This window comes from Bacillus piscicola, assembly GCF_022458745.1.
Classification (GTDB): Bacteria; Bacillota; Bacilli; order Bacillales; family Marinococcaceae; genus Alteribacillus_A; species Alteribacillus_A piscicola.
Map to the genome: position 1 here is coordinate 378130 of NZ_JAJJJF010000001.1, position 13258 is coordinate 391387.

Genomic DNA, 13258 nt, shown 5'->3' on the forward strand with positions numbered 1-13258 from the left:
TGGAAAATAACGACATCAAAGAGAGTCTATGAGGTCGTAAAAAAGGATGTTGTGAGAAATAGCGGCGTCATAGAGGATGAATGACGTCATGAAAAAACAATCCCAAGAAAATAGAGACGTCATTGGGGCTGTAAGAGGTCATGAAAGCGTGCTGTCTGGAAAATAGCGACACCATAGCTGGGCGCTGGCGTCGCGAAAAAGGGCGGTGTGACAAATAGTGGCGTCATAGAGGATGAATGCTGTCATGAAATCCCAATCCCAAGAAAATAGAGACGTCATTGGGGCTGTAAGAGGTCATGAAAGCGTGCTGTCTGGAAAATAGCGACACCATAGCTGGGCGCTGGCGTCGCAAAAAAGGCCAGTGTGACAAATAGTGGCGTCATAGAGGACGAATGATGTCATGAAATCCCAAACCCAAGAAGATAGCGACGTCATTGAGGTTGTAAGAAGTCTCGAAAGTGCGCTGGTTGGAAAATAACGACATCAAAGAGAGTCTATGAGGTCGTAAAAAAGGATATTGTGGGAAATAGCAGCGTCATAGAAGGTGAATGACGTCATGAAAAAGTGGCGCCGGAGAAATAACAACTTCAAAGCTATCCTGTAGCACCACGAAAAAGCGAAAGCATGCAAATAGCGGTGTCTTAGAGAATGGAAAGCATCCCCAATACATTTCATGAGTTGCATCGCTTCTTTTTTTAAACTGGCTAACCACAGATGCGCGTCACGCTGTCGTTGTTTTTTTACAAACTATGTTAATTCTTGCAGGTATCATTGAAACACACCTCTCATTATTTCAGGTACAACAATGCCAAGGTATAAGGGCTAGTAATTATAATCTTATCCCATCCATAGACGCAGAATATTTCAATCTTTGCTAAAAGGTATAGAGGTTTACGCCGATATAAAGAGAGACTACGTTGATGACAAACTTCAGGAAAACATACAAATAAAAATTTGACATAGAGGGGAGACGTAAGGCGATGAGATTGTCTGGTTTTGCGTCTGGAATGGATATTGATCAAATTGTCGGCGATTTAATGCGTGCAGAGCGCGTGCCGATGGATAAAATGGTACAGAAACGGCAGACGCTGGAATGGCAGATGGAAGAGTATCGCAGCATCAACCGTCTGTTTGATGAATTTCGGAATAACATTTTTGACACCGTCATGCGAAAATCAAAAATGGGCTCCCGGACCGCTTCTTCGTCCGATGAAAATCGAATCACCGCCACGGCTTCATCCGCCGCCGGCAGCGCCACGTACCAAATATCAAACGTAACCCAGCTAGCCACGGCAGCATCACAGACGAGCATTAAACCGAATGAAAATGATCCAAAAATTGACCCAACGAAAAGTCTTAAATCCCAATTTCAGTCTTTGGATTGGAAAACCGGTGGCGTGCATCGTGAAAATCTTAAAGGAAATGATTCCAAGGAACTTACAATTAAAAACGAAGGACTAACAATAAAAAACGATACAGACAATATGGTAGTGAAGGTGAATGGAAAGTTATATAAGATGGTGGATTCTGAACCAGCGGTTAATACTAATGAAGTAAAAGCCGTTTTTTCGGGTAGTGAAATGACGTTAACGTTTGCGGACGCCATTGGAACGAAGGACGATATTTCCGTTCAATACTTCACTGATGGTGACGGAGAGTACATGAGTGGGAATATTACGACCTATAATGAGAATGGAGAACCGGTAAAAGACAAATTCATTGTCGAAAGCAGCCAGACTTTGAATCAGGTACTGGAGACGATTAACCGTTCGTCCGTCGGTGTGAGTGCTTTTTATGATGACCATACAGGTCAAGTTGCTTTCACCCGTTCGGAAACGGGGGAATTTAACAAAGATGGGCAAGAAATAGAATTTGGCGGAAAGTTTTTTGGCAAGGATGAACAGGATGCTCCAGTTGGTATTATAAATATGAGTCAAGCAAATGAACAGGGCGGACAGAATGCGAAGTTCACGATAAATGGATTGGCGACAGAGCGGCACAGCAATACGTTTACAATTAACGGCATGACGATCTCGTTAAAAGACACGTTCGACTCGGGAACGGTTACAATTGGCTCTTCGGTTGATACGGATGCTGTTTTTGACACTATCAAGGGTTTCGTTGAGGAGTACAATGAAATGCTTGATACGATTAATGAAAAATTGGATGAAAAACGCTACCGGGATTACCAGCCGCTCACTGATGAGCAAAAAAAAGATCTAAGTGACCGGGAAATCGAGCTTTGGGAAGAAAAATCTAAAAGTGGGATGATCCGGAACGATCGGCTGCTTTCTGGTTTTATGAATACGTTCCGCCTTGATTTATATGGAAGTGTGGATAGTAATCTGGATTCGGAGTATAAGCAGCTCACCACCATCGGGGTTACGACGACGAAAAACTATATGGACCGTGGTAAGCTGAAGATCGATGAAAATAAGCTTCGGAAAGCGATTGAAGATGACCCGGATGGTGTTTATCAACTGTTTGCAGCTGACGGTCCGACAAAAGAGCAGCAGGGAATTGCCCGCAGGATGCGCCAGTCTCTGGATCAAGCGATTGAAGGAATTGCTGAACGGGCGGGTGGTGCAAAAGGAAAAATACAAAACCACCAATTCACATTGGGTCGTAATCTGAATAACCTGGAAGACCAAATTTCAAACTTTGAAAGACGACTCTCTGACATTGAGAATAGATACTGGCGCCAGTTTACAGCAATGGAGAAAGCGATGGCCCGTGCGAATGAACAAGCGAGCTTTCTTCAACAGCAGATGTTTGGCGGCGGGGGCGGCTATTAAACGCGCCATACTGCTTCTCTCGCCGAGACCTCTCACATGTATAAACAGTCAATAACGCACTGGCAGGCTTTAGATAGGAGATGACAGAATGAGTTTCCAACATGCTCAAACGGCATATAAACAAAACATGCAGCAGGCTGAAAAATACAAAGGATCGACACCGAGGAAACAGGAGAATGCATGGACCGCTTCAACTGGCAACACTCAAACGACTTCCGCTCAACCGGTGTCTACACCCGGAGCGGCTGGGTCTTCACAGACAAATGCTTACCAACAGAATGCACTCCAAACAGCATCACCTGGGGATCTGACTCTTTTACTATACAACGGCTGTTTAAAGTTTATCGCCAAAGCCGATCAAGCATTGGCTGCTAACAACATAGAAGAAAAAAACAAATATATCATTCGCGCCCAGGATATTATCCGCGAATTGATGGTTACCTTAAAAACGGACTCGGAAACAGGGGAAAACATGTTCCAACTCTATGATTTTATTCATAGACGGCTTGTGGATGCCAATGTGAACAATGATAATAAGGCTTTGGAAGAAGCTCGGGAGTTGGTAACAGACTTTCGGGATACGTGGAAAGAAATGATCAAGCTGGAGCGGAAACAGCGTCTTGGGGAAAGGGATCACGTGTAGCATGGCGCTCGTAAAAGAGTTGTTTTTAGCTACAAAAGCATTGCATGATCATGTCCATGCTCCGCTACCAGCGAGTCTAGAGAAACGGGAAAGCTACTTGGAACAGCTTGACCTTCTACTTGAAGAACGCGCGCTGCTTCTTGACCAGTTGACTGGAAAGCAAACTTTCTCAGAAGGGGAAAAAAGGCTGGGGCAGGAAATGATGAAGATGAATGAAGGTATCAACCGCCGTATGACAGAAACGAAGGGGACGATGCGTTTAGACATCCAGCATTTACAAAGAAAAAAAGAGTCGGGCCAGCGCTATGAAAAACCGTACGACGGCCCGACGATAGACGGTGTCTTCTTTGACAAAAAAAATTAAAAACAACTGCGACTGATTAGACAACGATCAGCCGCAGTTGTTTTTATTCATTATTCGATGCATCATTCGCTTCATTGGTGTCGTTATGATCCTTCCCTGCTTCTTCCTCCGCCTCTTTATAGTAATCCTCTATTTTAATACCTTCTATCGTCTCTAGTTCCTTCATATCCTTAAACCCGCTGAATTCTTCTAATTCCATTTCGGTTGCTGTCTGTAGAACCTCAGGCGGGATCGTTACTTCTTTTGTTTCATTAAGTAAGGAAAATCTGGCTACAACCGTATGAGAAGATTGATACGGCTCGCCGTTTTCTTGGCTCGCTGTCATCTGCAAGTCCATTTTTAACTTCTTTGCATCATACGTTTCTTTGTCAATGTCCAGCTCAAATTGCAGCCGTTCGATACCCGTGACATACATTAAGTCCTTCATGCTGGAGGAAAATTCTGTGTTCACCATTCTCGTCATCTCAAGCGCTATCTCTTGCATTTGTTCATCGCTGCCTGTAAATGTAATCCGGTAATGGTCATTACCTTCCTTGATGTGCAACTCCTCGCTGTAGGCTTCAATTAATTCTAAAAGGTGAGAAGGATTTTCAAAGGATTTATCAAATGATTGAAAGTCGTCAGTGAACTCTTCTGGAAACTTAACCCAGCGGCCTTCACTTGAATCATATATATATACCCCTTTATCTGTTAAGTAGCGTTCCAGACGAATAGGATGGACAGAGTCTTCTTCCTGTTTAGTAGTGTCCATGATAATCGACGCTGTTTCATGATAGTGAACTGGATTGAGATTGACGGCTGTTGTGGAACGGTATTTGTTAGATAGGTCGTCATCGTCACCTAATTGAATATGCTGATTCATATTGGTTGTGATCGTATAGTTTTTCAAGCCTTCCATTTTGTTAATGGCTTGGCTCAGCACCTTGTCCGCATCCGGTTCTTCTTTTGTTGGTTGTTCTTGTGGCGGCGGATCAGGCTCTGTACCATTCTCTTCTGTATCTGTATCCCCATCCGACGTACAAGCAGTTAATGCAAGTATCAGGATGAATGCCAACACGCTCGTACGGCTCCAATTCATGCGACTTCCTCCCCTGTGAACACTGGTAAGAATAAACGTCTTGCCTACGTAGAAAACGAAGGAGCAATAAGGCAAGAGCTGTAGGGTGTTCTCTTTACAAAGCGCAGCATCCAATGCACACGGAGAGTTTTCCGTTTTCCCTATGAAGCGCTTTATACTTATTTTAACATAAAAATCTTATCACAACTGAAAGGACTTGGATAGGCTGGATAGGGCTGGAATGAAAAAAACAAAGAAAAATAGCAGGAGTCATGGTATGGACCCTGCTTGTGAAGAAACTGTTGAAGAGGAGCAACAGTTCAAGCGGCGGAACATAGGGGTGGTGTAACAAAACATGCTGCCGCCTGCAAAAAAAGGAGAAGGAAAGAGGAGGTTTATGGTTTACAAGACAACCTGATGTAGTCACAACGGAAGTCCTGTAATTAATTGTAACTACATTATTTTTTAATTCAATATTTTCCAAAAAATAACCCGTATTTTCAAATATCGACTCCTGCACCTACGCCGATTTTCTATTTTTAAACAAAGTTTTGAAAGCGGAAATGCAGGTAAGATCCGTTCGTCATGCTTTGTTCAAAAAGAAAAAGTATTTTTTGACGAAATTTCTGTGTTTAAGCAGGGATTAATAAAGAGAATAGAGAATACTATAAATATCGAAAGGAGGAGTTTACTTTGCATTATAACATTCGTGGTGAAAACTTAGAGGTAACTCCGGCGCTTAAGAATTATGTAGAAAAGAAAGTGAGCAAGCTGGAACGGTATTTTGATACAACACCGGCAGCAGACGTACATGTCAAAATGCAAGTCCATAACACAACGCATACGATTGAAGTGACCATTCCCATGCCCCAACTTGTACTTCGGGCAGAGGAATCTCATACGGACATGTACGCAGCCATTGACCTTGTTGTGGAGAAATTAGAACGTCAAATACGAAAACATAAAACAAGAGTGAATCGCAAGTTCCGGCAAGATGGCAGTGTCCGCTATATGTTTAAAGAGAACATTGAGGACTTAAACGATGAGATCGTCAACGGGGAACCTTCTAACGAAGAATTTCCAGAGAGCGAAATAGACGATTATGAAATTGTCCGGACGAAACGCTTTAACCTGAAGCCGATGGACGCGGAAGAAGCGATATTACAGATGGACATGCTCGGGCACGCGTTCTTTGTATTCTCCAATTCTGTAAGCGGGGACACCAATGTAGTATACCGAAGAAGAGACGGCCGTTATGGCTTAATTGAACCGGAATAAGCTATAACAGCACCGGAACATAATGACACTCATACAAAGAAGGTACCGTTTATGACTGGCGGTATCTTCTTTTTTGCTTCACCGTCGAAACCTACATCCGTTGTAAGCACTAGGGGAAACTGATAAAATATATAAGAACATTTGAAAGGGACTGCATGTCATAAATAGGACGGTAGTGGCCTATTTACTTATACATTTGGCTATACATGAAGAGAGGGCGATGATAGCGTCATGATCGGCTTATTAAAAAAAGTAATCGGTGATACGAATCAACGGAATGTAAAAAAACTTCAAAAGAAAGTCGAAGAAGTGGAAAGCTATGCAGATGAAATGCAAAAGCTTACGGATGAAGAACTAAAGGGCAAGACAGAGGTATTTAAGGAGCGTTACCAAAACGGTGAAAAACTAGATCAATTACAACCTGAAGCATACGCAGTTGTACGAGAAGCAGCCACACGTGTTCTCGGTTTAACACCTTTCCGTGTGCAAATTATGGGAGCACTCGTTCTTCATGATGGCGATATTGCCGAGATGAAAACCGGGGAAGGAAAAACGCTTGTCGCGACGATGCCCGTGTATTTGAATGCGCTCACTGGTAAAGGAGTACACGTCGTGACAGTAAACGATTATCTTGCTCGGCGTGACAGCGAACAGATGGGCGAATTATACCGGTTTCTTGGCTTGACAGTCGGCATAAATGAAAAGGGGATGTCGAAGGAAGAGAAACAGGAAGCATATCAAGCGGATATTACGTACGGGACGAACAACGAGTTCGGCTTTGATTATTTACGTGACAATATGGTGATTTATAAGGAACAAATGGTACAACGTCCCCTTCATTTTGCTGTAGTCGACGAAGTGGATTCTATTTTAATTGATGAAGCAAGAACGCCGCTTATTATTTCAGGTTCAGTCGACCAATCGACGAAGTTATATATGGCTGCTGATGCGTTTGTTCGTCACCTGAAGCTGGAAGAAGACTACACCTACGACGAGAAAACAAAAAATGTCCAGCTGACGGAAGAAGGCGTGAATAAAGCAGAACAGGCGTTTAAAATCGACAACTTATTTGATCAAAAACACGTTCATCTCATTCATCATATTAATCAGGCATTAAAAGCGCACGTATCGATGCACCGGGATGACGATTATGTGATTGAAGACGGACAAGTCGTGATTGTCGACCAATTTACAGGTCGTTTAATGAAAGGACGCCGTTACAGCGACGGCCTCCACCAAGCGATTGAAGCGAAGGAAGGACTAGAAGTTCAAAAAGAGAGTATGACGCTAGCTTCTATTACGTTTCAGAACTACTTCCGGATGTATCAAAAGCTTGCCGGCATGACCGGGACAGCTAAGACAGAAGAAGAAGAATTCCGCAACATTTACGGAATGAATGTTACGGCAATACCGACAAACAAGCCAATTGTCCGTGATGATAAAGCCGATCTCATTTACAAATCAAGAGATGGTAAATACCGGGCAGTGACTAGAAAAATTGAAGAACTATACAACTCCGGCCAGCCTGTTCTCGTCGGTACCGTCAGTGTGGAAACATCGGAGCTTGTCTCCAATATGCTTAAAAAACGCAAGGTGCCACATAACGTTTTAAATGCCAAAAACCATGAAAACGAAGCGAAAATCATTGAGGGGGCCGGTCAAAAAGGTGCCGTTACCATCGCCACGAATATGGCAGGGCGTGGTACGGACATCAAGCTGGGAGAGGGAGTAAGGGAACTGGGAGGTTTATTTGTCCTCGGTACAGAGCGCCACGAGAGCCGTCGAATCGACAATCAGCTGCGCGGACGTTCCGGGCGGCAGGGTGACCCGGGGGCTTCCCAATTTTATCTTTCGATGGATGATGAGCTGATGCGCCGTTTCGGTTCAGAGAATATGCGTGGTATGATGGAGCGCTTAGGCATGGAAGAAGACGAGCCAATTGAAAGCAAGCTGGTCAGCCGTGCCGTTGAGCAAGCGCAAAAACGTGTGGAAGGCCACAATTTCGATGCTCGGAAACAAATCTTACAATACGATGATGTCATGCGGGAACAGCGTGATATTATTTACGCACAGCGTATGGAAGTGCTGGGAACGGATAATCTGCAGGATATTGTGAAAAATATGATTAAATCCGTCGTAGAGCGTGCGGTGGCTGTACACACGCCAGAAAGCACGGTTCCGGAGGAGTGGGACCTTACTGCCTTAGAGAATTATTTGAAGGGGACGGTTCTGTCTGAAGAAACGATCAGCGAAAAAGACTTACTAGGAAAAGATCCTGAAGAGATGACCGAGCTCATTTTAGAAAAGGTGTACGCTCTGTACGAGGAAAAAGAAGAGGAAATGTCACCGGAGATGATGAGAGAGTTTGAAAAGGTCATTATGCTAAGGGTAGTAGACCGGAAATGGATGAATCATATTGACCAAATGGACCAGCTACGCCAAGGAATTCATCTCCGTGCCTATGGCCAAAATGACCCGTTGCGAGAGTATAAATTTGAAGGATTTAACATGTTTGAAGAAATGATTCATTCCATTGAGGAAGAAGTGGCCACATATGTCATGAAGGCCCAGGTGCAGAGTAACTTGGAGCGTAAAGAAGTAGCCGAAGGAAAAGCAGTTCATGGAAACAACACCGAGCGCGAAGAATCGAAGCGCCGACCTTTCCGTAAAACGGAAAACGTCGGCCGTAATCAGCCATGCCCTTGTGGCAGCGGCAAGAAGTACAAGCATTGCCATGGACGCCAAGAAGCGCAGTAACGAAATGGCAGTGCGACCCCTATTTTTTAACTTAATCTTTCAAGAGGTGAATCGTAGATGGACATAGCAGAAATACGCAATGAATTATCAAGAATGGCTGCGAAACTGGCGGACTTTAGGGGGTCTCTTTGACCTGGCTGATAAAGAGGAACGTATTGCGGAACTAGAGGAAAAGATGACAGAGCCAGGTTTTTGGGATAACCCGGACACGTCAAAAACGGTCATTGATGAAACCAACGCATTGAAGGAAACGACTCGAGGCTTTCAAGAGTTAAGTGAACTATTCGAAAGCCTGGAAATTTCCTATGAACTGGTGAAAGAAGAAGGCGACGCTGAGCTGCAAGAAGATCTTGATGAGGGGATCAGAGAACTGAATGAAAAGCTAAAGGATTACGAGCTCCACATGCTTCTCAGCGAACCCTACGACAAAAATAACGCGATCCTTGAACTCCATCCAGGTGCGGGTGGCACAGAATCCCAGGACTGGGCTTCCATGCTTTTGCGCATGTACAAGCGTTGGGCGGATAACAAAGGATTTTCCGTCGAAACATTAGATTACTTAGCCGGCGATGAGGCAGGAGTAAAGAGTGTGACCCTTTTAATAAAAGGTCACAATGCATACGGGTATTTAAAAGCAGAGAAAGGTGTTCACCGGCTTGTACGCATATCGCCCTTTGATTCTTCAGGCCGGCGTCATACTTCTTTCGTTTCTTGCGATGTTATGCCGGAGCTTAGTGACGACGTCGAGGTAGATATCAACACGGAAGACTTAAAAATTGACACGTATCGCTCTAGTGGCGCAGGCGGACAGCATGTCAACACAACCGACTCTGCGGTTCGGATTACTCACTTACCGACAAATACGGTTGTCACCTGTCAGAATGAACGGTCACAAATTAAAAACCGTGAGCAAGCGATGAAGCTCCTCAGCGCTAAGCTTTATCAATTAAAAATAGAAGAACAGCAGAAAGAATTGGCTGAAATAAAAGGCGAACAGAAAGAAATTGGCTGGGGAAGCCAAATTCGCTCATACGTGTTCCATCCGTATAACATGGTAAAAGATCATCGTACGAATTACGAAATAGGGAATACATCAGCGGTAATGGACGGGAGTATAGATCCATTTATCAATGAATATCTAAGATCCAGTATGAATGCGTAAGAATAGGGGGGAGGCTGTACTAGTGGACTTAAAACTGAATGATAAAGGAGTTGTCGTACTCGCTTCCAGTAAAGGGCTGGGAAAAGCGTGTGTTCGTGAATTTGCTCGCGAAGGTGCTCGTGTCATGTTGACAGGGCGCACGGAAGACACTTTAAAGCAGGCTGCCTCTGAGATTCAAGCAGAAACCAGCCAGGAAGTATTTTGGAAAGTTTGCGATGTAACAAAACCTACAGAAATTAACGCATTGATCGAAGCAGCCAAAAAGAAACTTGGTCGTATTGATGTGCTCGTTACTAACACGGGCGGTCCTCCAGCTGGTACTTTTGACTCGATGAAGGATGAGGATTGGCAACTCGGTTTTGATCTCGTCCTGATGAGTATGATTCGCGCCATTCGAGCAGCTCTGCCGGAATTGAAGAAAAATGGAGGGAGAATTGTCAACATTGCCTCTTCCTCTGTAAAAGAACCGGTTGATAACTTGATTCTCTCCAATACTTTTCGAATGGGAATTGCAGGTCTTGCCAAAACGTTAGCTGCTGAATTCGGTCCGGATGGTATTCTCATTAATACGGTCGGTCCTGGCAGAATTGCTACAGACCGAACAAAGCACCTGGATGAAAAAAAGGCGGCACAAGCCGGACGTTCTTTCGAGCAAGTGAGAGAAGAAAACACTGCCGTTATCCCTGCAGGACGCTACGGAACGCCGGAAGAATTTGCAAAGCAAGTCGTCTTCCTCGGTTCTTGGGCAAACACGTACGTTACCGGACAAACCCTTCTCGTCGAAGGCGGCATGATCAAAGCATATTAATCTGTACGTTGTAAGGTCTGCTTTCTGAGTGACATTTTTGATATAAAGCAAACGTTGGAAAATGATTCACTAATTGGAAACAATTGGTCCGATCACCTGCCATATGTGTCTTCTGCTTGTTGTGACGCGGAATGCACGTCCAAGTATCTGTTTTAATTTTTTTAAAATCGGGTATAATAAGGGCGTGAAAGCGCTCATTTGTTGATTAATTCTGGATAATGGAGGTATGTAAGATGAAGAAGTTTCTCATGGCTTTAGCTGGAAGCGCCGTTCTTGTGCTCGGTGCCTGTGGCGGTGGTGGTGATGAAGGCGCTGGAGATACCGGTGACGGTGGTGAAGGCGGCGACACATACGATGCTGCAGCTGCTGAAGAATTGTACCAAGGGAACTGTGCCCAGTGTCACGGTGAAAACCTCGAAGGCGCTAATGGTCCAGCCATCGCTGGAGCAGATGAAGGCCATGTACTTGAAATGATTCAAAATGGCGGTAACGGAATGCCATCCGGCCTTCTTGAAGGCGAAGAGGCAGAGAATGTTGCCAAGTGGGTTTCTGAACAATAAGTAAACTACCGAGCTTGGGGTCTTTCCCAGGCTCGCGCAATTTCTTAGTTGTTTCCTCCGAGATTTTCTCCTTTCCCTTCTCTATCATATGAAATCTCAGTATAGGTTTGGAAAATAGAATGAAACATAATCGTAATACTTTGTAAGCATATTTTTCGATATGGAAGTGCTATAATGGTGTGTGGAATGATGGCAAGTTACCATTGATTTTGTCATTTTAAGCAATTTCTTATACCTATTTGGAAGTGATTACTATTATAGAAATGATGAATGTAACGAAAACATACTCGAACGTTGTTAACGCTCTCAACAATATTGACGTAATCATTGAAAAAGGTGAATTTGTTTACATAGTCGGCCCGAGCGGTGCTGGGAAATCTACGTTTATTAAGATGATTTACCGTGAAGAAAAGCCAACTTCCGGAACTATTTTAATCCACGGCTCTGACATTACGAACCTTAAAGAAAACCGTGTCCCATACTTGCGTCGGAAGATTGGGGTTGTTTTCCAAGATTTCAAGTTGCTTCCAAAGCTATCTGTCTTTGAAAATATTGCTTTTGCTTTGGAAGTGATTGAGGAACCACGGGATATCATTCGCAAACGGGTTATGGAAGTGCTTGACGTTGTTAACTTAAAAAATAAAGCCCGGTTTTTGCCGCAGGAGTTATCCGGTGGGGAACAGCAGCGGGTCTCCATTGCGCGGGCCATTGTAAATGATCCGCGGGTCGTGATAGCAGACGAGCCTACCGGAAATTTAGACCCTGATACATCCTGGGAAGTGATGGCAACCCTTGAAGATATCAACAGACATGGAACGACGATTTTGATGGCGACCCACAACCGTGAAATCGTCAATACAGTAAAAAAACGAGTGATTGCTATCGAGTCGGGCCGTATCGTTCGCGATGAACTTAGAGGAGGGTATGGCTATGAAAGGTAGAACCCTTCTCCGGCACGGTAAAGAAGGCATGAAAAACCTAGGGCGCAACGGTTGGATGAGCTTTGCATCGATCAGTGCCGTAACGATTATGCTGCTTGTTGTAGGTGTGTTTATTCTTCTTATCATGAATATGAACCACTTTATGGACTCAGTGGAAGAGGATGTAGAAGTGCGGGTCTATATCGAGTTGACGGCTTCCGATGCGGATCAAGAGGAACTCAAATCCGAGCTTCAGCAGCTGAAGCATGTGAAAGATATTACATATTTAAGCAAAGATGAAGGGCTCGACCAGTTAATAGCAAGTTTAGGAGAGGAGAACAAAGAGGTCTTTGAATCGCTCCGTGAAGAAAACCCTCTCAACGATGTTTTTGTATTGCAAGCAACCGATCCGCAGCTCACAGCAAAAGTCGCAGATCAAGCCGAGACACTGCCGCATATCGATAAAGTCGATTACGGAAAGCAAGTGGTAGACCAACTTTTTAATGTCACGAAAGTGTTCCGGACAATAGGTGTCATTCTAGTCTTGGGCCTAATGTTTACGGCAATGTTTTTGATCTCCAATACGATAAAGCTAACCATTGTAGCTAGGCAAAATGAGATCCAGATTATGAAACTAGTAGGCGCGACTAACGGATTTATCCGCTGGCCTTTTTTCATTGAAGGTCTTCTTCTGGGCGCGATTGGTGCTGTTGTACCGATTGCAGTTGTCATGGGTGGTTATCATTACTTATATGCCAACTTTGCCGACCGGCTCAGGCTTCAATTTGCCGAAATGGTGCCGGTGTACCCAATGACCATACAAGTTTCATTGATTTTATTGGCAATGGGGACGATAGTCGGTGTTTGGGGTAGCATCGCATCTGTCCGTAAATTTTTAAAAGTATAACAAGACG

The 13258-nt window shown here is 44.1% G+C and carries 11 protein-coding genes; 10 read left to right on the top strand and 1 reads right to left on the bottom strand.

What is annotated here, in order from left to right; all coding sequences use genetic code 11:
* Window positions 1–980 precede the first annotated feature (980 nt).
* From fliD to fliT, 3 genes are all read left to right on the top strand, one after another.
* A complete protein-coding gene (gene fliD, locus LOR49_RS01775; RefSeq protein ID WP_240374394.1) occupies window positions 981–2795 on the top strand; it encodes a flagellar filament capping protein FliD in 1815 nt (604 codons plus the stop codon).
* A gap of 88 nt (window positions 2796–2883) precedes the next feature.
* The gene (gene fliS, locus LOR49_RS01780) at window positions 2884–3438 is read left to right on the top strand and encodes a flagellar export chaperone FliS (protein WP_338021106.1); all 555 of its coding nucleotides are present in this window, start codon (window positions 2884–2886) and stop codon (window positions 3436–3438) included.
* 1 nt (window position 3439) lies between these two features.
* The gene (gene fliT / locus LOR49_RS01785) at window positions 3440–3802 is read left to right on the top strand and encodes a flagellar protein FliT (RefSeq protein WP_240374395.1); all 363 of its coding nucleotides are present in this window, start codon (window positions 3440–3442) and stop codon (window positions 3800–3802) included.
* Between the two features lie 43 nt (window positions 3803–3845).
* Here the strand turns inward: fliT and LOR49_RS01790 are convergent, their stop codons facing one another.
* Window positions 3846–4880, bottom strand: a complete 1035-nt coding sequence (locus LOR49_RS01790; protein ID WP_240374396.1) for a DUF6612 family protein — start codon at window positions 4878–4880, stop codon at window positions 3846–3848.
* Between the two features lie 672 nt (window positions 4881–5552).
* On the opposite strand from LOR49_RS01790, the gene hpf reads away from it, so the two are divergent.
* From hpf to ftsX, 7 genes are all read left to right on the top strand, one after another.
* Window positions 5553–6137, top strand: coding sequence for a ribosome hibernation-promoting factor, HPF/YfiA family (hpf, locus tag LOR49_RS01795; protein ID WP_240374397.1), 585 nt, complete (start codon window positions 5553–5555; stop codon window positions 6135–6137).
* A 231-nt stretch (window positions 6138–6368) separates the two neighbouring features.
* Window positions 6369–8894, top strand: coding sequence for a preprotein translocase subunit SecA (gene secA / locus LOR49_RS01800; protein ID WP_240374398.1), 2526 nt, complete (start codon window positions 6369–6371; stop codon window positions 8892–8894).
* A 57-nt stretch (window positions 8895–8951) separates the two neighbouring features.
* Window positions 8952–10056 (top strand): peptide chain release factor 2 gene (gene prfB, locus LOR49_RS01805; RefSeq protein ID WP_240374399.1). Its coding sequence is split into 2 segments (ribosomal slippage): window positions 8952–9023 and window positions 9025–10056, totalling 1104 coding nucleotides; the frame shifts between segments, so codons are not numbered across the junction.
* Window positions 10057–10078: 22 nt separating this feature from the next.
* Window positions 10079–10864 (top strand): SDR family oxidoreductase, encoded by a 786-nt coding sequence (locus tag LOR49_RS01810; RefSeq protein WP_240374400.1) that lies wholly within the window; start codon window positions 10079–10081, stop codon window positions 10862–10864.
* Between the two features lie 233 nt (window positions 10865–11097).
* Window positions 11098–11424 carry a c-type cytochrome gene (locus LOR49_RS01815; protein ID WP_240374401.1) on the top strand — a complete coding sequence of 109 codons (327 nt, stop codon included), beginning with the start codon at window positions 11098–11100 and terminating at the stop codon, window positions 11422–11424.
* Window positions 11425–11678: 254 nt separating this feature from the next.
* Window positions 11679–12365 carry a cell division ATP-binding protein FtsE gene (gene ftsE / locus LOR49_RS01820; RefSeq protein WP_240374959.1) on the top strand — a complete coding sequence of 229 codons (687 nt, stop codon included), beginning with the start codon at window positions 11679–11681 and terminating at the stop codon, window positions 12363–12365.
* Entirely contained in the window at window positions 12355–13251 is an 897-nt protein-coding gene (gene ftsX / locus LOR49_RS01825; protein ID WP_240374402.1) for a permease-like cell division protein FtsX, read from the top strand. Before ftsE ends, ftsX begins: the two co-directional genes overlap by 11 nt.
* Window positions 13252–13258 lie beyond the last annotated feature (7 nt).